Source organism: Streptomyces sp. NPDC014006 (assembly GCF_043088925.1).
In the GTDB taxonomy this organism is placed as follows: Bacteria; Actinomycetota; Actinomycetes; order Streptomycetales; family Streptomycetaceae; genus Streptomyces.
In genome coordinates this window covers 433,092-453,450 of the sequence record NZ_JBICAJ010000005.1, presented here as the reverse complement: position 1 = coordinate 453,450, position 20,359 = coordinate 433,092, and the positions used below count along the sequence as shown (strand labels likewise).

The following is a 20,359-nucleotide window of genomic DNA, read 5'->3' as shown; positions in this document are numbered from 1 at the left end:
GTCGGCACGTCGGGGGCGGCGTTACGAGGTGAGCCAGCCGCGCAGGAGTCTGCTGACGGCCGGCATCGAGACGTACGTCATGAGCACGTTGAAGACGCAGGCCATGACCGCACTGCTGAGGAGGAGGGGGAGCGCGGTCAGGTGGGGCACGAGAAAAAGGCCGCCCAGGACGGAGATCGGGTAGATGGCCAGCGTCGCACTGATCGCCATCTTCCACCGGGGCGGCGCGGCCCGAGTGGAGCCCGGCTCGGCGAACCAAGTCTCCATGCCGGTAAGTTTCCGCCGGGCGATCTCCGTGTGGTGGTGTCCCTCGCAGTCGGCGAACCAGGCGGCACGCTCGGGCGACTCCTGCCAGGTGCGGCAGGCCTCCGCATCCCGGAATCGGTGGACGAGGAACCAGGGGGCGTCGCCGCCGGAGGAGCGGAAGAGGCCGTGTCCGAGGTGGCCGGGGAACGTCGCCGCGGTGTCGAGGATGCCCCTCGCCCACAGCTCGAATGCGGCTTCGTGGCCGGGGTCCACCCGGCGGGCTATCAGCAGGGTCACCTCACCGGTGTCGGCGGGGACGGTGGCATGCTCAAGGCTGACCGCGGTCAAGACAGACTCCTCGTGATCTCGCCGCGCCCGACCACACTCTACGCACGGTGCGGGCGGACGTCAGCGCCCGAGCTGAGCGTCGAGCCGTTCCCGTGCCCGGGGGTGAGCTGGAGCAGCACCGGCACAAGAGCGTCGGCCGCTGCCAGTGCCTGGCAGAGCCTGCAGCAAGGAAGCCGGGGCGCCGGAGCAGCCCGTTCCGGGCTGAGAGACTGTGGGTATGGACATCGCCCGCAGGAACAACGTGACCGTAACGGGCAACCCGCAGGGGCCCACGGTGGTGCTGGCGCACGGATTCGGCTGTGACCAGAACATGTGGCGGCTGACGGTGCCCGCGTTGGCCGAGGACCACCGGGTCGTGCTCTTCGACTACGTCGGGTCCGGCCGGGCGGACCCGACGGCGTTCTCGGCGGACCGGTACTCCTCCCTGGACGGGTACGCCCGCGACGTCGTCGACGTGTGCGAGGCGCTCGACCTGCGCGAGGCGGTCTTCGTGGGGCATTCGGTCAGCGCGATGATCGGAGTGCTCGCCGCCGGCGCGGCCCCCGAGCGGATCGGCGCGCTGGTGATGGTCGCCCCGTCTCCGCGGTACATCGACGACGGCGGGTACCGCGGAGGGTTCAACGCCGAGGACATCGACGAGCTGCTTCAGTCGCTGGAGGCGAACTACCTGGGCTGGTCGGCGGCGATGGCCCCGGTGATCATGGGCAACGGCGAGCGGCCCGAGCTGGGCGAGGAACTGAAGAACAGCTTCTGCGCCACCGACCCGGACATGGCCCGCGTCTTCGCCCGGACCACGTTCCTGTCGGACTCCAGGGACGACCTGAAGGGCGTGACGGTGCCGACGCTGATCCTGGAATGCACCCAGGACGTCATCGCCCCCCGCGAGGTCGGCGCCTTCGTCCACCGTGCGATACCCGGCTCCACCCTGGTCACCCTCGACGCCACCGGGCACTGCCCGCACCTGTCCGCGCCCGAAGCCACCAACGAGGCGATCACCGCCTTCCTGGCCGGCCTGCGATGATGTGCCGGGCCGGCCGGCAGCCGGACCCCCACGGCGCCGACCGCCGCAAGGCCGAGGCAGCGGCGTTCGCCGCGCTGCTGGAGGACAGCGCCGAGGACCTGTACGAGAGCGCCCCGTGCGGATACCTGTCCACCCTGATGGACGGCACCATCGCCAAGATCAACGCCACGCTGCTGGACTGGCTCGGCCTGGACCGCGAGGCGGTGGTCGGCCGGATGCGGTTCACCGACCTGCTGACCGTGGGGGGCAGGCTGTATCACGAGACGCACTTCGCGCCGCTGCTGCGGATGCAGGGTGAGATCAGCGGCATAGCGCTCGACATCAAGCAGGCCGGCGGCGGCCGGATGCCCGCGCTGGTCTCCTCCGTCGTCAAGCACGGCACCATGGGCGAGCCGTTGCTGATCCGCACCACGGTCTTCGACGCACGGGACCGCCGCGCCTACGAGGAGGAGCTGCTGCGCCGCCGGGAAGCGGCCGAAGCGGCCCACAGGCAGGCGGAGGCCGACCGTGCCCGGCTCCAGGAGGCCCTCGCCGTACTCCAGCGCTCGCTGCTCCCGGACTCCCTGCCGGCCGTACCGGGAGTGGAGACGGCCGCCCACTACCACACCGCCTCGCCGGACCGGCTCGGCGGCGACTTCTACGACGTCTTCCCCGTCGGCGGCAAACGCTTCGGCTTCTTCCTCGGTGACGTGTGCGGCAAGGGGCCCCAGGCGGCCGTGGTCACCTCGCTGACCCGGTACACCCTGCGCGCCGCGGCCCTGCACGACCCCGACCCGGTCTCCGCCCTGTCGACCCTGAACAAGGCGCTGCACGAGCGCTACTCCTCCGACGGTGACCCGCGCTACTGCACCGCGATCTTCGGCACCCTCGAACCCGGCCCCGAGGCCGGACAGGTCACTGTCCACCTCGCCTCGGGCGGCCACCCCCCGGCCGTGGTCCTGCGTGCCGACGGCACGGCCGGCTTCCTGCCCACGCCCGGCGGCGTCCTGGTCGGCGTCCTGCCCTCGGCACCCTTCACCGCCGCCACGACCGTCCTCGGCCCCGGCGACACGCTCCTGCTCTACACCGACGGGCTCACCGAAGCCCGGATCGGGGACGATCGCACGAGCCTGTACGGGGACGAGAACCTGCTCGCCTTCGCCGCCCGCCACGCCGGCCGGCCCGCAGCCGCTCTCATCCAGGCCCTCACCGGACTGCTGGACAGCTTCGGCGACGGCCTCGACGACGACACCGCCCTGCTCGCCCTCGGCGTCCCCGCCACCGAATCCCGCCCCGCGGACGGACGATGAGCCCGCTGAAGATCACGACGGCGAACGCCGCGACCGGCCCCGTGCTGGCCGTCGGCGGCGACCTGGACTACGCCAACGCCACCGAGCTGCGCGAGCTGGTCGCCACGCTCGCACTGCGCCCGGGACAGCGCCTCGTCCTGGACCTCACCGGCCTGGAATTCTGCGACTCCAGCGGCATCACCGCCCTGATCGCCGCACGCCACCACGCCCAGAAGGCGCAGGCGGACATCGCCCTCGCCGCCGTACCCGCCCACACGCTGCGCGTCCTCAGGATCGTCGGACTGGACCAGATCTTCCCCATCCACCCGGACCGGGAGAGCGCCGTCGCCGCCTGACGCCGTCCGACGGGACACGGCACCGGGCCGCAACCGGCCCAGGACGCGTCACCGGGCAGGACGGTCGGTCACAGCCGCACGATGACCAGAGCGGTGTCGTCGGTGGCGCCGCCCCGCGGCAGGCACTCCAGCAGAATGGCGTCGGCGAGGCGTTCGGGGTCGTCCGCGCGGTGGCGGCGCAGCGAGTCGGCGAGGCGGGCCAGACCGGTGTCGATGTCCTCCCCGCGGCGCTCGATCAGCCCGTCGGTGTACAGCACGAGCGTGGCTCCGTCCGTGTACGCCGTGGCCGCCTGGATGCGCGGCAGCGGGTCGGGCCGCGCGTCCAGCGGCGGATCGGTGGCCTGGTCGAGGAACTCCACCCGCCCGTCGGCGTGCACGAGCACCGGCGGGGGATGGCCGGCGCTGCTGTAGGTGAGGGTGCGGGTGTCGAAGTCGACGAAGGTGGTGACCGCCGTGGCCGACTCCGCCCCGTTCACGACGCCCGCGTACCGCCCCAGCACGTCCAGGGCCTGCGCGGGCCCGGCCGCGACCCGGGAGGCGGCGCTCAGCGCGCTGCGCAGCTGGCCCATCACCCCGGCCGCCTCCAGTCCGTGGCCGACCACGTCGCCCACCGAGACGCCGAGGCGATGGCCGCCCACCAGGTCCACCAGGTCGTACCAGTCCCCGCACACGTTCAGCGCGCCGACCGCCGGACGGTAGCGCACCGCGGTGCCCCGGTGCCGGATCTGCCGGCCGGCGGGCAGCATCGCCTCCTGCAGGGCGAGCGCCACCTCACGCTCGCGGGCGTGCGCGTCCCGCAGCCGCTCGTTGAGCTCCTGCAGCTCCCGGGCGCGGCTGTACAGCTCTGCCTCCAGCGCCCGGGCCCGGCTGCCCGAGTGACCACCGCGTGCCCGGATCAGCTCCGTGACCTCCTCCACCCGGTGCAGCAGCAGGACCACCTCGCCGTCCGGGCCGAACACCGGCGCGTTGACCGGACTCCAGTAGCGCTCCTCCCACTCGCCGGGCCGTTCGGCGCTCTCCACGTCGTAGCGCTGCAGGGCCATCGCGTCGCGTTGCCCGGTGGTGAGCACCCGGTGCAGCGAGGCGGCCAGATTGCGCCGCCCGGTCGCCGTCGGGTCGTTGGGGTTGTCCGGGAAGACGTCGAACAGGTGGCGGCCGACGACCTGCTCGCGGGAGCGCCCGGCCCCGCGCAGGAACTCCCTGTTGGCGTCGGCGAAGACCAGCCCGGGCGTCAGGATCGAGACCGCTCCCGGCAGGGCCTGGAACACCGCGGCGTAGTCGATTCCGTCCTCCACGTCATGCCTCCGCACCCGCCAGGGGCTGCTCGGCCCAGATGATCTTTCCGTCGGGCACGAACCGGGTGCCCCAGCGCTGGGTGAGCTGCGAGACCAGCAGCAGCCCCCGTCCGCCCTCGTCCGTCGCGCGCGGATGGCGCAGGTGCGGCGCGGTGGCGCCGCCGTCGAAGACCTCGCAGACCAGGGCCCGCTCCCGGATCAGCCGCAGCCGGATCGGGCCCGCGGCGTACCGGATGGCGTTGGTGACCAGCTCGCTCACCACCAGCTCGGTGGTGAACGCCAGTTCGTCCAGGCCCCAGTCCGTCAGCTGCCGGCACGCCGTACGGCGTGCGTCGGCGACCGCCGCCGGATCGCGGGGCAGCTCCCAGCCGGCGACCTGCCGCCCGCTGAGCCGCTTGGTGCGGGCCATCAGCAGTGCCACGTCGTCGTGCGGGCGGATCGGCGCCAGCGCGTCGACGAGGGCTCCGCAGCGCACGTCGAGGGAGGGCGCCGCCTGGCGCAGGGCCTGCCGCAGCCGGGAGCGGTCGGTCTGGCCCGCCCTGTGCCGGCCCTCGGCCAGCAGGCCGTCCGTGTGCAGCGCCAGCGTGCTGCCCTCGGGGAGCACCATCTCCACCGACTCGAACGGCGGCCCGCCGGCCCCCAGCGGCGGACCCTGCGGCAGATCGACGAAGTACACCGTTCCGTCGGGCAGCACCACGGCGGGTGCCGGATGTCCCGCGGCGGCCATCGCACACCGCCCGTCCACCGGGTCGTACACCACATAGACGCAGCCGGAGCCCACGGACTGCGCGCCGTCCACGCCCTCGATGCCCTCCTGGCCGCCCTCCTGGCGGGCCGGGCGCGGTGCCACCAGGTCGTCGAGGTGGGCCAGCACCTCCTCGGGCGGCAGATCGAGCGCGGCCAGGGTCCGTACGGCGGTGCGCAGCCGGCCCATCGCGGCGGCCGCGTCGATGCCGTGGCCGGGCACCTCGCCCACCACCAGGGCCACCCGGGCGCCGGACAGCGGGATCAGGTCGTACCAGTCGCCGCCCAGCCCGGTCAGCTCGTCGGCCGGGCGGTAGCAGGCGGCCACGTCCACCGCGTCCAGCTCGGGCAGCCGGTGCGGGAGCAGGCTGCGCTGCAGGACGAGGGCCGCTTGACGTTCGCGGGTGTAGCGGCGGGCGTTGTCGAGGCAGACCGCGGCCCGTGAGACGAAGTCCTCCGCGAGGCTGAGGTCGTCGGCGTCGAAGGACTCGGGGCGGTGGCGCCGGTAGAACGTCGTGATGCCGAGGGTGACGCCCCGCGCGCGCAAGGGCACCACCATCGCGCTGTGGAGGGCCAGCTCGCCGAAGGTGGCCTCCCGGCTGCCGGATGCGTCCGCCGCCCACGGGCGGCCGGCCGGGTCGAGCCGTTCCTCCCGCCACGAGCGGCCGGTGGCCAGGCACCGCACCGGCGCGGAACCGGGCCGGTAGGAGGCGACGCGCCCGAGCTCCACGACGGCCTCGGGCACACCGGGGGAGACCGAGCGGTGCGCGGCCCGGCGCAGCGTCACCGCCTCCTGGCCGGGCGCCGGCGGGCCCGCGGGTTCACCACCGTGCAGGATGTCCTCGAGCAGGTCGACGGCGACGAAGTCGGCCAGCGCCGGCACCGCCACGTCGGCCAGCTCCTGCGCGGTGCGCATCAGGTCCAGGCTGCGGCCGATCTGCTCGCCCGCCCGGTCCAGCAGCGCCAGCCGCTGCTGGGCGCGGCGCCGCTCGCTGATGTCGACGACCGTGTAGTACACGCCCATCGGACGGCCGTGCTCGTCCTCGAGCCGGGTGAACGACATCATGTGCGCGGTCTCGCGCAGTGGGGCGGCGCGGACGCGGCCGACGTGCTCGTAGCCGGTCACCGGTTCGCCGGTGGCCAGCACGCGCCGCATCTGCTCCTCGATCGCCGCCGTGTCCAGGCCGGGCTGCACGTCGGCCAGGCGAAGACCGAGCCGCTGTTCGGCGGGGGCGCCGCCGTACCGGGCCAGCGCCTCGTTCGACCACACGAACCGCAGATCGGTGTCCACGATGGCGATGCCGATGGGGGAACCCTTGACCATCTGTTCCAGCACCGTGCGGCTCATGTCCCAGCCGGGGCCGCCGGTGACCTCCGACAGCAGGGCCAGCCAGCGGGACGGGCCGCGGGACTCCTCGGCGGCGGTGACGCGCACCATGAGCCGGGTCGCGGGGCCGCCCTTGCAGCGGGCGGTGAGCAGCCCGGCCCAGCCGCCGTCCACCCGGCAGCGCTCCAGCACCTCGGGCGCGCGCTCCGCGTCCGCGCCGGTCAGCAGGTCCGCGAGCTGCTTGCCGACCACTTCCGGGGCCGGGTAGCCGAGCAGCCGCTCGGCGTGGCGGGTCCAGCCCGTCACGAGGCCCTGGGCGTCGAGCAGCACCGGCGCGGCGTCCGCCACGTCGAACCGCCGGCCGGCCACGTCCGGCTCCTCGTCAGCACCCACCGGCGACCTCTCTGTCCCTGACAGTGGTCCACCACCTCTCGCCCCCGTCCCTCTTCACCCTGCCTGAAAGGGGGTGCGGTGGCCACCGCACCAGGAACGGGGACGACCGCCCGTGATGCCGAGTGAAGGGCCGCCCGCCGAAGCGAGCGGCCCCCTCGGGCCTCCGGGCGGACCCGGTCACCGTGTACGTGGAATCCGGGTCACCGCCTGTGCCGGGGGACGTCGGCTCACGTCACTGCGCGACGACCTTCTCCAGCGCGCCCAGCGCCGACTCGAGCTCCTCGCGGGTGATCGTCAGCGGCGGCGCCAGCCGGATCGTGGAGCCGTGGGTGTCCTTGACCAGGAACCCCTCCCGCATCAGCCGCTCGCTGATCTCGCGCCCGGTGCCGATCGCCGGGTCCACGTCGACCCCGGCCCACAGCCCGCGTGCGCGGAAGCCGACGACACCGCGCCCGACCAGCGCGGACAGCCCCGCGCGCAGCACCTCGCCCAGCTCGGCGGCCCGGCGCTGGAACTCGCCCGACTCCAGCAGGCCGACCACGGCCGTGCCGACCGCCGCCGCCAGCGGGTTGCCGCCGAAGGTCGAGCCGTGCTCCCCCGGGTGCAGCACCCGGAGCACCTCGCGGGTCGCCACCACCGCCGACACCGGGACGATCCCGCCGCCGAGCGCCTTGCCCAGCAGCAGGACGTCGGGCATGACGTTCTCGTGCTCCACGGCCAGCGTGCGGCCGGTGCGGCCCAGGCCCGACTGGATCTCGTCCGCCACGAACAGGGTGTTCGTCCGCCGGGTCAGCTCCCGCACACCGGCCAGGTAGCCGTCGTCCGGGATGATCACCCCGGCCTCGCCCTGGATCGGCTCGATCAGCACCGCCGCCGTCGTCTCGTCCACGGCCGCCTCGATCGCGGCGAGATCGTTGTACGGCACGACCTTGAAGCCCGGCGCGAAGGGGCCGAAGCCGGTGCGGGCGGTCTCGTCCGTGGAGAACCCGACGATCGTCGTCGTACGGCCGTGGAAGTTCTCCGCCGCGACCACGATCGTCGCGGAGTCGGCCGGGACGCCCTTCACGTCGTACGCCCACTTGCGGGCCACCTTGATGCCGCTCTCCACGGCCTCGGCGCCGGTGTTCATCGGCAGGACCATGTCCAGGCCGGTCAGCGCGGTGAGCCGCTCGGCGAACTCCGCCAGCTGATCGTTGTGGAAGGCCCGCGAGGTGAGCGTCAGCCGGTCCAGCTGCCGGTGCGCCGCCTCGATCAGCGCCGGGTGGCGGTGGCCGAAGTTGAGCGCCGAGTAACCGGCCAGCATGTCCAGATAGCGGCGGCCCTCGACGTCCTCCACCCAGGCGCCCTCGGCGCGGGCGACGACCACGGGCAGCGGGTGGTAGTTGTGCGCGAGGACGGGCTCCTCCGCGCCGATCAGCTCGGCGGAGGTATGGACGCGGGCGGGTGCGCTCATGAGCGGATCTCCTGGGTGCAGCACTTGATGCCGCCGCCTGCCTTGCGGAACTCCGACAGGTCGACGGGAACGGGGACATAGCCGTGCTCGTCCAGCCGGGCGGCGAGCGTCTCGGCCTGCGGGGCGATGAAGACGTGGCGGCCGTCGGACACGGAATTCAGGCCGAAGGCGAGGGCGTCCTGCTCGGTGGCGAGCACCGCGTTCGGGTACAGCCGCTGCAGCACCTCACGGCTGCCCGGCGAGAACGCCTGCGGGTAGTACGCGATGTTCTCCTCGGGGCCGTCGTCCAGCACGAACAGCGCCGTGTCCAGGTGGTAGAAGCGCGGGTCCACCAGCGTCAGGCTGATCACCGGGTGCCCGAAGAACTCCTGCACCTCGCGGTGCGCCTCCCGGGTCGTGCGGAACCCGGTGCCGGCCAGCACGTAGCGGCCGGTCCAGACGAGGTCGCCCTCGCCCTCGCAGACGTTCTCGGGCCGGTGGACGTCGTAGCCGGCCGTCTTGAACCACATGTCGTAGTGGGTGGACTCCGGGCGGCGCTCGGCCGCGTGGAAGAGCGAGCCGAAGACGCGGCCGCCGACGACGACCGCGGAGTTCGCGGCGAAGACCATGTCGGGCAGGCCCGGGACGGGGGCGACCGCCTCGACGGTGTGCCCGTGGGCCACGTAGGCGCCGATCAGGTCCTGCCACTGCCGCTGGGCGAGGTCGACGTCGACGGGTGTGTCGGGATGCATCCAGGGGTTGATCGCGTACTGCACGGCGAAGTGTCTGGGTTCGCAGACGAGGAAGCGCCGCCGGCGCGGCACACGGGTGTCGGTCACAGAGGGGTCCCTCCGCTTCCTGGGGTGTCGACTGAGGGTTGACACCAAGGTAGAAACTGACGCGGACGGACGACAAGCAACAACGGCTGCGTGTTCGCGCAGGATCACTGCGTTGTGAGGCCGCTCAACGCACGTCTGCTGCGCCGTCCGGCGCGACCTGGTTGGCACCCGCTTCGGGAGACTCCGGGATGAGATGGGACAGCACCATCACGCTGATCGTCTTGCGGATGAACGGTTCGGTACGGATGCGCTCCAGCACCTCCTCGAAGTGCTCCACGTCCCGTGCCCGCACATGCAGCAGGGCGTCCGCCCCACCGGTCACCGTCATGGCCGCCGTGATCTCCGGGTGGTTGCGCACCACTTCCGCCAGCCGCCGCGGCGGGGCCGCGCCCTCGCAGTACACCTCGACGTAGGCCTCCGTGCGCCAGCCCAGCGCCGACGGCTTCACCGTCGCCGTGAACCCGGTGATCACCCCGGTCTCGCGCAGCCGGTCCACGCGCCGTTTCACCGCCGTCGCCGACAGCCCGACGGCCGCGCCGATCTCGGCGAAGCTCGTGCGGGCGTTGTCCATGAGCGCGGTGACGATCTTCCGGTCGAGGTCGTCGAACGGGGTGGGCCTGCTGTTCATGTCCGCACTGTATCCAGGGTGCGGGCGACCGCCGGGGGTTCAGCGGCCGGGGGAGATCAGGTGGTGCGGGTGGCGGCCATCCCGAGGGTGATCAGGCCCAGCACGACCCAGCCGAACCACAGCCAGCCGTTGCTTCCGAGGGCCACCGTGTACGCCGTCACGACGACCAGCCCGCCCAGGGTGACGGCCCCCATGGCCTTGGTGGAACCGGGCGTGGAACCGGGAACGGAACCGGGCATCGCGACACCCTCCTCATGGTCGGCTCCCCTCCATGGTGCCCCCGATCGGCGCGACGGTGCCCGGCGCTGCACCGATCAGTCGGTGCCGGCGGTTCGGCTCACGTCAGTCGGTGCGCCCGTTCAGCGACGCCAGGTAGGCGTTGTACGCCTCCAGCTCCTTGTCGCCGTCCCGGTCGGCGGCGCGGTCCGTGCGGCGGGCCTGCCGCTGCTCGGAGCCGTACCACTGGAAGAGCAGCGCGATCAGCACCAGCACCGACGGGATCTCGCTGAACGCCCAGGCGATGCCGCCGGCCGCGTTCTGGTCCGACAGCGCGTCGATGCCCAGCGAGGCCGGCGGGTTCTTGAAGGTCTCCACCATCGGCTCCGACGCCATCATCAGCGCGATGCCGAAGAACGCGTGGAAGGGCATGCCCGCGAAGAGCTCCAGCATCCGCATCAGGTGCCCCGGCCGGTGCGGGCCCGGGTCCACGCCGATGATCGGCCAGAAGAAGACCACGCCGACCATCAGGAAGTGCACCATCATCGCGACGTGCCCCGTCCTGGAGCCCATCAGGAAGTCGAACAGGGGCGAGAAGTACAGCGCGTACAGGCTGGCGATGAACAGCGGGATCGTGAACGCCGGGTGCGTGATGATCCGCATGTACCGGCTGTGCAGCAGCATCAGCAGCAGCTCACGGGGCCCCTTGCGGCCCCGGCCGGCCGTCGGCAGCGCGCGCAGGGCCAGGGTGATCGGGGCACCGAGCAGGATGAGGATCGGCGACAGCATGCTGATCACCATGTGCTGCACCATGTGCACGGAGAACATGACCATGCCGTAGTCGTTCAGCTTGGTGCACATCATCAGGGCGACGGTCAGCACACCGACCACGTACGACACGGTGCGGGTCACCGGCCAGTCGTCGCCGCGCCGCGTCAGCCGCAGGACCCCGCAGCCGTACAGCGCCAGGCCGAGCAGGCAGGCCACGAGGAAGAAGGGGTCCGCCGACCACTGAAGACCACGTCCCAGCGTGAACGGCGGCAGATCCATGACCATGCCGTGCCCGCTGTGCTCCATCCGCCGGCTCCTGATTCGTGGGGGGTTGTGCGTTTTCTGTCGGCACTCAGGGTACGGCGAACCCCGGCCACCTCTGTGACCGGGGTCAGGGATGCCCATCCCTACAGAACGCACTCCGCTTCCACGTACCGCTCCGCCGGCACCGTCTTCAGCGTCTCGACGGCCTCCGCCAACGGCACCATCACGATGTCGGTGCCCCGCAACGCCGTCATCTGCCCGAAGCGGCCCGCGTGCACGGCCTCCACCGCGTGCCACCCGAACCGCGTCGCCAGCACCCGGTCGTACGCCGTCGGCGTCCCGCCCCGCTGCACATGCCCGAGGATCACCGGCCGCGCTTCCTTGCCGAGCCGTCGCTCCAGCTCGACCGACAGCTGACGGGCGATGCCGGCGAACCGCTCGTGCCCGTAGATGTCCTTGGCGCCCTCGTCGAAGTCCATCGAGCCGGCCTTGGGCTTCGCCCCCTCCGCCGCGACGACGATCGCGAACCGCTTGCCCGCCTCGAACCGCTCGCCGACCCGCGCCGTCAGCTCCTCGATGTCGAAGGGCCGCTCCGGGACGACGATCGCGTGCGCGCCGGCCGCCATGCCGGAGTGCAGGGCGATCCACCCGGTGTGGCGGCCCATGACCTCCACGACCAGCACGCGCTGGTGGGACTCGGCGGTGGTCTTCAGCCGGTCCAGGGCCTCCGTCGCCACCCCGACCGCCGTGTCGAAGCCGAACGTGACGTCCGTGACAGCGATGTCGTTGTCGATGGTCTTCGGCACGCCGACGATCGGCAGTCCGCTGTCGGACATCAGCCGCGCCGCCTTGAGCGTGCCCTCGCCGCCGATCGGGATGATCGCGTCGAGGCCGAGCTCCGCCACATGCCCCTTCGCCCGCTCCACACCGTCCCGCAGATGCGAGGGCTGGACCCGGGAGGAGCCGAGGATGGTGCCGCCGCGGGCGAGGATGCCACCCACCGCGTCGAGATCAAGCTTGAGGTAGTCGCACTCCAGGAGGCCCTTCCAGCCGTCCCGGAAGCCGATGACCTCGTCGCCGTGGTCGGCGACGGCGCGGTGCACGACCGACCGGATGACGGCGTTCAGGCCGGGGCAGTCGCCGCCGGACGTGAGGACACCAATGCGCATAGCCCGAAACAACCTTCTCCACCAGGGCTGGGACCGGACCGCGCTGTCCGGCTCGATCCCCGCCACCCTAGCGGCTCAGGGGGGCGGGGGAGCACTACGCGTCCGCCTGCTGGAACGCCCCGCTCACCTGTGCGGACGTGGCGTCAGACGGGCTGGTGAACCCCGGCCGAAACCGGGGTGGCGGCAAGACCTAAGCGGGCTGCTGCGCCGCCGCGATGCGCTCGCCGCGCAGCGCCTCGTACCAGCGGTCGTCGACCGGCGGCAGCGCGTTGACGTCGAGCGCCAGCTTCAGCAGCAGGTCGGCGATCAGCGGGTTGCGGGCCAGCACCGGGCCGTGCATGTACGTACCGAAGACGGTGCCGTTGTACGCGCCCTCCGTGCCGTCGCCCGTGCCGTTGCCGTTGCCGAAGCGCACCTGCGCGAAGGCGCGGGCGGTGGGGCCGAGGTGGGTGACGCCCTGGTGGTTCTCGAAGCCGGTCAGCGGCGGCAGGCCGAGCTGCGGGTCGATGTCCCCGAGCACGTCGCCGACGCACCGCGCGCCCTCGCCGCGCACCGAGACCACGTCGAGCAGGCCGAGGCCGGGCTCGCGCTGGCCGAGGTCGTTGATGAACTCGTGGCCGAGGATCTGGTAGCCGGCGCAGACGGAGAACACGATCGCGCCGTTGTCCACCGCCCGGGTCAGCCCGCCGTCGCGGCGCAGCCGCTCGGCGGCGAGCCGCTGCGGGCGGTCCTCGCCGCCGCCGACCAGGTAGATGTCGCCGGAGGTCGGGATCGGCTGGTCGCTGCGCACGTCGAGCCGGGCCACGTCCAGGCCGCGCTGGCGCGCCCGGCGCTCGACGACGAGGACGTTGCCCTGGTCGCCGTAGGTGGAGAGCAGGTCGGGGTAGACCCACACGACCCGCAGGCTGTTGTCGCTCACAAAAGTCCCCTGAAGTGTCAGTTGCCGACGCGGCGGCGCAGGTCCTGGAAGGCGGTGTAGTTGGCGATGACCTCGATACGGCCCGGCGGGCACAGCTGCACGGCCTGGTCGAGGGTGTCGCACACCTGGAACTGCTGGTTCGCGACCTCAAGGCGCACCGCGAGGTCCAGGCGCCGGTCGCCGATCACGACGATCGGGTGCCCGGTCAGCCGCGTGTAGTCGACGTCCCACAGCCAGGAGGTGTCGGTGCCGTCGGCGCCGCGCGCGTTCACCGAAAGGATCACCGGGGTCGGCGGCGGGTCGATCAGCGAGAACGTCTCCAGCCAGCCGGCCGGGTTCTTCGCCAGCAGCAGTCGCAGGTCACGGCCCTCGAACTGGACCACGTCGTAGCGTCCGGCGACCGCCTGCACCTGGTACATGCGCTCCAGCGCGACCTGCGGCGGCACCCCGAAGACGGCGGCGACGGCCGCGGAGCTGGCGGCGTTGGCCTTGTTGGCGCGGCCCGGCAGCTGCAGATGGATCGGCCAGGCGGAGCCGTGCGGGTCGAGCACGTGCTCGCCGTGCAGGGCCCAGCTGGGCGCGGGGCGGCGGAAGCCGCACTCGCCGCAGAACCAGTCGTCACCGGGGCGCTGCATCACACCGCCGCAGGACGGGCAGGACCAGGCGTCGTCCTTCCACATCTGCCCCGCCGCCACCCAGATCACATTGGGGGAGGAGGACGCGGCCCACACCACCAGCGGGTCGTCGCAGTTCGCGACGACGACGGCCTTCGTGCCGGCCAGACCCTCACGCCAGTTCTCGGCGAGCATCCGGGTCTCGGCCGCGCGGTCCAGCTGGTCGCGGGAGAGGTTGAGCAGCGCGATGCACTTGGGCTCGGTGTCCCGGGCGACGCCCGCGAGGTACTTCTCGTCGACCTCGATCACGCCGTACCGGGCGTCCGAACCGCCCGCGAGGGCGGAGGTGATGCCGGCCGGCATGTTCGCGCCGAGCGCGTTGGAGACGACCGGACCGGCCGCGCGCAGCGCTTCGGCGATGAGCCGGGTCGTCGTGGTCTTGCCGTTGGTCGCCGAGACAAGGATCACGTCCAGGTTCTGGGCGAGCTTGGCGAGCAGGTCGGGGTCGAGCCTGAGGGCGACCCGGCCGCCGATCACCGAACCGCTGCCGCGCCCCGCTGCGCGCGATGCCGCCGCGACCGCCTTGCCCGCGGTCACGGCCAGCTTGGCCCGCGGCGTGAGCGGGTCCGAGTTGCCTGCCATCAGTTCTCGATCCTCCTTGCGTACGCGCCGCGCCTCGAAGCCTTTGAAGCCTGACGGCCACGTGGTGTGGGCATCAGCCTATCGAGATCCATTCGCACTCCCGAACCACGGCCCACACCTGCGCGGCGGGCGGGGGCTACCGGTGACCGTACCCTTTCCGCCATGCGACACGGCTCGATCCCGGGTGCCCGCGGGCACGTCCGGCCCCTCACCCTGCTCGGCGACCCGGTTCTGCGCCGGCCGTGCCGGGAGGTTACCGACTTCGGTCCGGAACTGGCCGCCCTGGTGGAGGACTTGTTCGCCACGATGTACGCGGCGCGGGGGGTGGGGCTGGCCGCGAACCAGGTCGGGGTGGACCTGAGGGTCTTCGTCTACGACTGCCCGGACGACGACGATGTCCGGCATCTGGGACATATGGTGAATCCACGGCTGGTCGAGGCCGACGGGGTGTCGCTGCGGGGGCCGGAGGGGTGTCTGTCCCTGCCGGGCCTGGAAGCGGGCACCGAGCGCTACGACCATGCGGTGGTCGAGGGGTGCACGGTTACCGGGGAGCCGGTCACCGTGCACGGGACGGGGTTCTTCGCCCGGTGTCTGCAGCATGAGACGGACCACCTGGAGGGGACGCTGTACGCCGACCACCTCACAGGGTGGCGCAGGCGCAGGCTCATGCGCCAGGTGGCCCGTGCGTCCTGGCGCCGCTGAGCGCCGTCTCCTGCGGTGCCGTCAGAAGCCCGGGCCGCCCACCTTGTCGCCCGCCGCTGCCAGGCGGCCCCACAGCAGGTCGGCCAGGGAGCGGACCAACTGCCGCCGGTCACAGGGGCGTTCGCCGAGCCACCAGTCGCCGGCCGCGTGCATCATGCCGACGATGCCGTGGCCCCAGACCCGGGCGAGCTGGCGGCTGTCCGGGCCGAGGTCGACGCGCTCCTCGATGACCTGGGCCAGCTCCTCGCCCATCCGCCGCAGCAGCGGCGCCGAGTGCTTGCCGACGTCGAAACCCTGGTCGCCCGGGGCGCCGCCGCCCTCCGCGGGATGCATCAGGAACCGGTACACCTGCGGGCGCGCCTCGATCGCCGCCAGATAGGTGTCGAGCGTGGACTCCACGCGCTCCCGGCGCTCGGCCGGGGCGTCCAGCGCCGCCCGCAGCGAGTCGAGGAGCGCGTCCGTGTGCCGCTTGGCGAGCGCCGCGTACAGCCCGCCCTTGTCGCCGAAGTGCCGGTAGAGGATGGGCTTGGTGATCCCGGCCTCGGCGGCGATGGCGTTCATCGAGGCCTGGGGGCCGTCGCGCAGCACCACCCGGTCGGCTGCCTCGAGCAGCTCCCGCCGCCGGCGGTCGGCGGACCGCTGCTGCTCGGTCCGCTGCGTGGTGTCCATGTCCTCTCCCCACCCATGCCTGAATCGGTGACGCCTGCGCAAACTAACACCCTCCGCCCTTCGCCTCGAACGGGCTGCCGACGGGCCATCGGGAGTTGACTTTTCCTACCCGCCGGTAACAGACTCGCGTTACCGCAAGTAACACGCACGTGCGTCGCCGCTGGAGGGGACATGGCCGAGTTCACCATGGAGCTCAACGACGAACAGAAGGAGGTCCGGGAATGGCTCCATGGCTTCGCAGCCGATGTGATCCGCCCCGCGGCCGCCGAATGGGACGAGCGTGAGGAGACTCCCTGGCCGGTCATCCAGGAGGCCGCGAAGGTCGGCATCTACTCCCTCGACTTCTACGCGCAGCAGTACTTCGACCCCACCGGCCTCGGCATCCCCATGGCCATGGAGGAGCTGTTCTGGGGGGACGCGGGCATCGCGCTGTCGATCGTCGGCACCGGCCTCGCCGCCGTGGGCGTCCTCGCCAACGGCACCGAGGAGCAGATCGGCACCTGGATCCCGCAGATGTACGGCGATGCCAACGACGTCAAGGTCGCCGCGTTCTGCTCCTCCGAGCCCGACGCCGGCTCCGACGTCGCCTCCATGCGCACCCGGGCCGTCTACGACGAGGCCAAGGACGAGTGGGTGATCAACGGCACGAAGACCTGGGCGACCAACGGCGGCATCGCCAACGTCCACGTCGTCGTCGCCGTCGTCGACCCGGAGCTGGGCTCCAAGGGCCACGCGTCCTTCATCATCCCGCCCGGCACCCCGGGCCTCGCCCAGGGCCAGAAGTTCAAGAAGCACGGCATCCGCGCCTCGCACACCGCCGAGGTCATCCTCGACAACGTGCGCGTGCCCGGTTCCTGCCTGCTCGGCGGCAAGGAGAAGCTGGACGAGCGCCTGGCCCGGGCCCGCGAGAAGGCCAAGCAGGGCGGCGGTGAGCGCGTCAAGAACGCGGCGATGGCCACCTTCGAGGCGTCCCGCCCGGCCGTCGGCGCCATGGCCGTCGGCACCGCCCGTGCCGCGTACGAGGTCGCCCTCGACTACGCGAAGACCCGCGAGCAGTTCGGCCGCCCGATCATCGACAACCAGGGCGTCGCCTTCCAGCTCGCCGACATGCGCACCCAGATCGACGCCGCCCGGCTGCTGGTGTGGCGCGCCTCCTGGATGGCGGTCAACGGCAAGCCGTTCACCGCGGCCGAGGGGTCCATGTCCAAGCTGTTCGCCAGCGAGACCGCCAAGAAGGTCACCGCCCAGGCCATCCAGATCCTCGGTGGCAACGGCTACACCCGGGAGTACCCGGTGGAGCGCATGCACCGCGACAGCGCGATCTACACGATCTTCGAGGGCACGAGCGAGATCCAGCGCCTGGTCATCGCCCGCACCCTCGCCGGGATGCCGATCCGCTGACCACCCGTCAGCGGACACCTCCTCCACAGCCCCTCGGCACGGCCGGGGGGCTTCGGGGTTCCCCGGAGTCCTGACGCATCGCTGGAACGGGTGCAGTTGCCGGTTCATGACGATCAGTCAGCGATCAGCGCCGGTAGGGTCGGCCTCCCGAAAGGAGGTCAGGCGTGCCCGCTCGTGTCCGCGCCATCCTGGCCACGGTCATCCTCGCCGCCGCCGCGCTCCTCGGCGCCGGTTCCCCGGCGCTCGCCGGTGCAGCCACCCCTCGCCCCTTCGTGATCGAGGGGCTGGACCTGCACGACGCCACCGTCAAACGCTTCGGCGACACCTACTACATGTACGGCTCGATGTACGCCTGCGGCTTCGAGTGGTACGTGAACAACACGCCCTGGTGCGGCTTCGGCGTCTCTACGGCGAGGCGCCCGCAGGGCCCGTGGAGCGCGCCCAGGCCGCTGTTCGCCCCCGACTCCGAGGACCCGTACGCGAAGCGCAGCTGGCAGGCCACGTGCGGTGGGACCGGACAGGGCTGCTTCAACCCGCGCATGATCCGGCGCACCGGCTGGGGCCTGAACGACGGCGCTTTCCTGCTGTGGTTCAACGCACCCCGGCACCACACCGAATTCAAGGTCAACGCCTACAACGTCATGACCTGCGCCGGCCCGGCCGGCCCGTGCGGGCCGAGCGCCGCGAACGGCACCTACACCAAGCCGACGCTCGACGTCTGCGCCGGCAACGGCGACTTCGGCATCATCGAACGGTCCGGCACCCGCCCGGCGATCGTGTGCACCATGCCGAGGGAGACCGCCCTCAACATCGAGGAACTCAACACCAGGGGCGACGGCGGCACTGGCGTCGGCGTCCAGGGCGTCGCCGGCCTCACCCACATCGAGGGCCCCGGCGGCTTCTGGAACGCCGAACACCGCACCTACGTGCTCACCTACTCCGACCAGGGCTGCGGCTACTGCGCCGGCACCCCGACCAGTTACGCCACCGCGCCCTCGCTGTACTCCGGATGGACCGCGCCCGGCAACGTCGGCTGGGGCGCCCCCGTCTACGGGCGGCGTGTCATCAACGGCACGTCCTGCGGCGGTCAGCCCCGTACCGTCACGGTCCTCAACGGGCAGCCCTGGCAGATCGTCGACCTGTGGCGCGGCACCCGCAACGAGACCCAGGCCGGAACACTGCTGGCCCCGCTCGCCTACCACCCCACCCAGGGCACACCCGGCGACGGCAAGCGCTGGATCCCGCCCGTCAGCTACGCGTGCGGCTGAGCGGCTCCGGCAACAGCCCGCGGGGAAGGACGTCACGGCCCCGCCGGCCGCCGCGTCTTCGGCTGCCCGGCCGAACGCGCGGCGGCCGATCCGGGTCCGCGGAGGCGTACGCGGCGATGTTCCGTACGGTGCCCGGGCAACCGTCACGACGCTCGGGCAGCCCGTCCGAGGAAGCCTTACGGCGCGCCGCTGCTGTGCGCGATGCAGGCCACGTCGATGCGATCGGCGAGCTTGGCGAGCTCGATGGTCAGTGCGGCCACCGTGTCCTCGTCGAGTCCGCTCTCCCCGGCCTCCACGAGCCGCACCCACCGCGTGCCGACCGTGCGGAGCAGTTTGCTCACGTCGGCCGCGGTCACCTGGAGGTTCCCGCGGTCGTCGACGATCAGAGGCAGAGTCACTTCGCGGTTCACAAATGGGATCGTAGCCTCACGCACCCTGCCACACGGTGGTGATGTTGCAGAACTCGCGGATTCCGTGCCCGGACAGCTCACGCCCGTACCCCGATCGTTTGATCCCGCCGAACGGGAACGCCGGGTGCGAGGCCGTCATGCCGTTGACGAACACACTGCCCGCCTCCAGGTCCCGGACGAACCGGTCGACCTCGGACTCGTCGCGCGTCCACACGTTCGAACTCAGGCCGAACGGCGAGTCGTTGGCGATCAGCACCGCCTCGTCCAGGTCGCCCGCCCGGTACAGCGTGGCGACCGGTCCGAACGCCTCCTCACGGTGGATGCGCATCTCCCGCGTCACCCCGGCGAGCACGGTCGGCGGGTAGTACCAGCCGGGCAGCTCGGGCCGGCGCAGCCGATGACCGCCGCACAGCGCGCTCGCCCCGCTGCGGGTGGCGTCGTCGACCAGCTCCTCCAGGTCGTCACGGCCCTGCTCGCTGGCCAGCGGCCCGACGTCGGTGTCCTCGTCCATCGGGTCGCCGACCTTCAGTGCCTGCATCGCGCCCACGAATTTCTCCGCGAAGGCGTCGTAGACGTCCGTGTGCACGATGAACCGCTTCGCGGCGATGCAGGACTGGCCGTTGTTCTGCACGCGCGCGGTGACGGCGACCTCGGCCGCCCGGTCCAGATCGGCGGACGGCATCACGACGTACGGGTCGCTGCCGCCCAGCTCCAGCACCGTCTTCTTGATCATCTCCCCGGCGGTGGAGGCCACCGCCCGCCCCGCCGGCTCGCTGCCGGTGAGCGTCGCCGCCCTGACCCGCTCGTCCCGCAGGACGTCGTCGACCTGCGCCGAACCGATCAGCAGCGTCTGGAAGCAGCCCTCCGGGAAGCCCGCCCGGTGGAACAGGTCCTCCAGGTACAGGGCCGTCTGCGGGACGTTCGAGGCGTGCTTGAGCAGCCCGACGTTGCCCGCCATCAGCGCGGGCGCCGCGAACCGCACCACCTGCCACAGCGGGAAGTTCCACGGCATCACCGCCAGCACCGGGCCGAGCGGCCGGTAGCGCACCCGCACCCGTGCCGCCCCGGAGTCCTTCACGTCCGTGTCGGCGGGCTCCTCGTCGGCGAGGAGGGCCTCCGCGTTCTCGGCGTACCAGCGCATCGCCTTGGCGCACTTGGCGACCTCCGCGCGCGCCTGCTTGATCGGCTTGCCCATCTCCGTGGTCAGCATGCGGCCGGCCTCCTGCTGGTCGGCGTCCAGCAGGTCCGCGGCCTTGGTCAGCAGACGGGCGCGATCGGCGAAGCCGGTGGTGCGATAGGTGCGGAAGGTGGCCTCGGCGAGCTGGAGCCGGCGCTCGATCTCCTCCTCGTCCATCGCCTCGTACGTCTTGAGCGTCTCACCGTTCGCAGGATTCACCGTTGCGATGGGCATGACCGA

General features: G+C 72.1%; 20 protein-coding genes. 6 read left to right on the top strand and 14 right to left on the bottom strand.

Translation table 11 applies throughout. The features are described from left to right. Positions 1-21: 21 nt before the first annotated feature. Positions 22-594: an antibiotic biosynthesis monooxygenase gene (locus ACF1GV_RS20290; protein WP_391682623.1), complete on the bottom strand. Its 573-nt coding sequence runs from the start codon at positions 592-594 to the stop codon at positions 22-24. 217 nt (positions 595-811) lie between these two features. Between ACF1GV_RS20290 and ACF1GV_RS20285 the strand changes: the two genes are divergently transcribed. From ACF1GV_RS20285 to ACF1GV_RS20275, 3 genes are read left to right on the top strand one after another with little or no spacing between them, the layout of a single operon-like run. Then, the gene (locus ACF1GV_RS20285) at positions 812-1,615 is read left to right on the top strand and encodes an alpha/beta fold hydrolase (RefSeq protein WP_391682621.1); all 804 of its coding nucleotides are present in this window, start codon (positions 812-814) and stop codon (positions 1,613-1,615) included. Next, positions 1,615-2,904, top strand: a complete 1,290-nt coding sequence (locus ACF1GV_RS20280) for a PP2C family protein-serine/threonine phosphatase (protein ID WP_391682960.1) — start codon at positions 1,615-1,617, stop codon at positions 2,902-2,904. Before ACF1GV_RS20285 ends, ACF1GV_RS20280 begins: the two co-directional genes overlap by 1 nt. Beyond that, positions 2,901-3,239, top strand: a complete 339-nt coding sequence (locus ACF1GV_RS20275; RefSeq protein WP_391682619.1) for an STAS domain-containing protein — start codon at positions 2,901-2,903, stop codon at positions 3,237-3,239. The genes ACF1GV_RS20280 and ACF1GV_RS20275 overlap by 4 nt, the downstream gene beginning before the upstream one ends. Before the next feature lie 68 nt (positions 3,240-3,307). Here the strand turns inward: ACF1GV_RS20275 and ACF1GV_RS20270 are convergent, their stop codons facing one another. From ACF1GV_RS20270 to ACF1GV_RS20225, 10 genes are all read right to left on the bottom strand, one after another. Continuing rightward, positions 3,308-4,534 carry a PP2C family protein-serine/threonine phosphatase gene (locus tag ACF1GV_RS20270; RefSeq protein WP_391682616.1) on the bottom strand — a complete coding sequence of 409 codons (1,227 nt, stop codon included), beginning with the start codon at positions 4,532-4,534 and terminating at the stop codon, positions 3,308-3,310. A 1-nt stretch (position 4,535) separates the two neighbouring features. Continuing rightward, the gene (locus tag ACF1GV_RS20265; RefSeq protein WP_391682614.1) at positions 4,536-6,998 is read right to left on the bottom strand and encodes a SpoIIE family protein phosphatase; all 2,463 of its coding nucleotides are present in this window, start codon (positions 6,996-6,998) and stop codon (positions 4,536-4,538) included. Between the two features lie 232 nt (positions 6,999-7,230). Next, complete coding sequence (rocD, locus tag ACF1GV_RS20260) at positions 7,231-8,451, bottom strand: ornithine--oxo-acid transaminase (RefSeq protein WP_391682611.1); 1,221 nt, start codon at positions 8,449-8,451, stop codon at positions 7,231-7,233. Further along, positions 8,448-9,269 carry a dimethylargininase gene (gene ddaH, locus ACF1GV_RS20255; protein WP_391682609.1) on the bottom strand — a complete coding sequence of 274 codons (822 nt, stop codon included), beginning with the start codon at positions 9,267-9,269 and terminating at the stop codon, positions 8,448-8,450. The genes rocD and ddaH overlap by 4 nt, the downstream gene beginning before the upstream one ends. A gap of 124 nt (positions 9,270-9,393) precedes the next feature. After that, complete coding sequence (locus ACF1GV_RS20250; protein WP_391682606.1) at positions 9,394-9,897, bottom strand: Lrp/AsnC family transcriptional regulator; 504 nt, start codon at positions 9,895-9,897, stop codon at positions 9,394-9,396. Positions 9,898-9,953: 56 nt separating this feature from the next. Further along, positions 9,954-10,136, bottom strand: a complete 183-nt coding sequence (locus tag ACF1GV_RS20245; RefSeq protein ID WP_361626337.1) for a hypothetical protein — start codon at positions 10,134-10,136, stop codon at positions 9,954-9,956. A gap of 103 nt (positions 10,137-10,239) precedes the next feature. Beyond that, positions 10,240-11,190 carry a cytochrome c oxidase assembly protein gene (locus ACF1GV_RS20240; protein WP_391682603.1) on the bottom strand — a complete coding sequence of 317 codons (951 nt, stop codon included), beginning with the start codon at positions 11,188-11,190 and terminating at the stop codon, positions 10,240-10,242. 101 nt (positions 11,191-11,291) lie between these two features. Then, positions 11,292-12,317 carry a 6-phosphofructokinase gene (locus tag ACF1GV_RS20235; RefSeq protein ID WP_391682601.1) on the bottom strand — a complete coding sequence of 342 codons (1,026 nt, stop codon included), beginning with the start codon at positions 12,315-12,317 and terminating at the stop codon, positions 11,292-11,294. Between the two features lie 190 nt (positions 12,318-12,507). Continuing rightward, entirely contained in the window at positions 12,508-13,236 is a 729-nt protein-coding gene (locus ACF1GV_RS20230) for a type 1 glutamine amidotransferase (RefSeq protein ID WP_391682599.1), read from the bottom strand. Positions 13,237-13,253: 17 nt separating this feature from the next. Continuing rightward, positions 13,254-14,492, bottom strand: a complete 1,239-nt coding sequence (locus tag ACF1GV_RS20225) for a MurT ligase domain-containing protein (protein WP_363265569.1) — start codon at positions 14,490-14,492, stop codon at positions 13,254-13,256. A gap of 162 nt (positions 14,493-14,654) precedes the next feature. On the opposite strand from ACF1GV_RS20225, the gene def reads away from it, so the two are divergent. Further along, entirely contained in the window at positions 14,655-15,194 is a 540-nt protein-coding gene (gene def, locus ACF1GV_RS20220; RefSeq protein ID WP_391682596.1) for a peptide deformylase, read from the top strand. A gap of 21 nt (positions 15,195-15,215) precedes the next feature. On the opposite strand, the gene ACF1GV_RS20215 is transcribed toward def, so the two are convergent. Then, positions 15,216-15,863, bottom strand: coding sequence for a TetR family transcriptional regulator (locus ACF1GV_RS20215; protein ID WP_363265567.1), 648 nt, complete (start codon positions 15,861-15,863; stop codon positions 15,216-15,218). A 171-nt stretch (positions 15,864-16,034) separates the two neighbouring features. On the opposite strand from ACF1GV_RS20215, the gene ACF1GV_RS20210 reads away from it, so the two are divergent. Further along, positions 16,035-17,264, top strand: a complete 1,230-nt coding sequence (locus ACF1GV_RS20210) for an acyl-CoA dehydrogenase family protein (RefSeq protein WP_391682593.1) — start codon at positions 16,035-16,037, stop codon at positions 17,262-17,264. 164 nt (positions 17,265-17,428) lie between these two features. Next, positions 17,429-18,532, top strand: coding sequence for a hypothetical protein (locus ACF1GV_RS20205; protein WP_391682590.1), 1,104 nt, complete (start codon positions 17,429-17,431; stop codon positions 18,530-18,532). 176 nt (positions 18,533-18,708) lie between these two features. On the opposite strand, the gene ACF1GV_RS20200 is transcribed toward ACF1GV_RS20205, so the two are convergent. Both ACF1GV_RS20200 and ACF1GV_RS20195 read right to left on the bottom strand, forming a co-directional pair. After that, the gene (locus ACF1GV_RS20200) at positions 18,709-18,942 is read right to left on the bottom strand and encodes a DUF6213 family protein (protein WP_361626307.1); all 234 of its coding nucleotides are present in this window, start codon (positions 18,940-18,942) and stop codon (positions 18,709-18,711) included. 16 nt (positions 18,943-18,958) lie between these two features. Then, a complete protein-coding gene (locus ACF1GV_RS20195) occupies positions 18,959-20,353 on the bottom strand; it encodes an NADP-dependent succinic semialdehyde dehydrogenase (RefSeq protein ID WP_391682587.1) in 1,395 nt (464 codons plus the stop codon). Between the last annotated feature and the right edge of the window lie 6 nt (positions 20,354-20,359).

What these genes read in the sequence shown, in the direction of transcription:
- ACF1GV_RS20285 (WP_391682621.1), top strand. Translation starts at nt 812, where the DNA reads ATGGACATCGCCCGCAGGAACAACGTGACCGTAACGGGCAACCCGCAG.
- ACF1GV_RS20280 (WP_391682960.1), top strand. Translation starts at nt 1,615, where the DNA reads ATGTGCCGGGCCGGCCGGCAGCCGGACCCCCACGGCGCCGACCGCCGC.
- ACF1GV_RS20275 (WP_391682619.1), top strand. Translation starts at nt 2,901, where the DNA reads ATGAGCCCGCTGAAGATCACGACGGCGAACGCCGCGACCGGCCCCGTG.
- rocD (WP_391682611.1), bottom strand. Translation starts at nt 8,451, where the DNA reads ATGAGCGCACCCGCCCGCGTCCATACCTCCGCCGAGCTGATCGGCGCG.
- ACF1GV_RS20250 (WP_391682606.1), bottom strand. Translation starts at nt 9,897, where the DNA reads ATGAACAGCAGGCCCACCCCGTTCGACGACCTCGACCGGAAGATCGTC.
- ACF1GV_RS20245 (WP_361626337.1), bottom strand. Translation starts at nt 10,136, where the DNA reads ATGCCCGGTTCCGTTCCCGGTTCCACGCCCGGTTCCACCAAGGCCATG.
- ACF1GV_RS20240 (WP_391682603.1), bottom strand. Translation starts at nt 11,190, where the DNA reads ATGGAGCACAGCGGGCACGGCATGGTCATGGATCTGCCGCCGTTCACG.
- ACF1GV_RS20235 (WP_391682601.1), bottom strand. Translation starts at nt 12,317, where the DNA reads ATGCGCATTGGTGTCCTCACGTCCGGCGGCGACTGCCCCGGCCTGAAC.
- ACF1GV_RS20225 (WP_363265569.1), bottom strand. Translation starts at nt 14,492, where the DNA reads ATGGCAGGCAACTCGGACCCGCTCACGCCGCGGGCCAAGCTGGCCGTG.
- def (WP_391682596.1), top strand. Translation starts at nt 14,655, where the DNA reads ATGCGACACGGCTCGATCCCGGGTGCCCGCGGGCACGTCCGGCCCCTC.
- ACF1GV_RS20215 (WP_363265567.1), bottom strand. Translation starts at nt 15,863, where the DNA reads ATGGACACCACGCAGCGGACCGAGCAGCAGCGGTCCGCCGACCGCCGG.
- ACF1GV_RS20210 (WP_391682593.1), top strand. Translation starts at nt 16,035, where the DNA reads ATGGCCGAGTTCACCATGGAGCTCAACGACGAACAGAAGGAGGTCCGG.
- ACF1GV_RS20195 (WP_391682587.1), bottom strand. Translation starts at nt 20,353, where the DNA reads ATGCCCATCGCAACGGTGAATCCTGCGAACGGTGAGACGCTCAAGACG.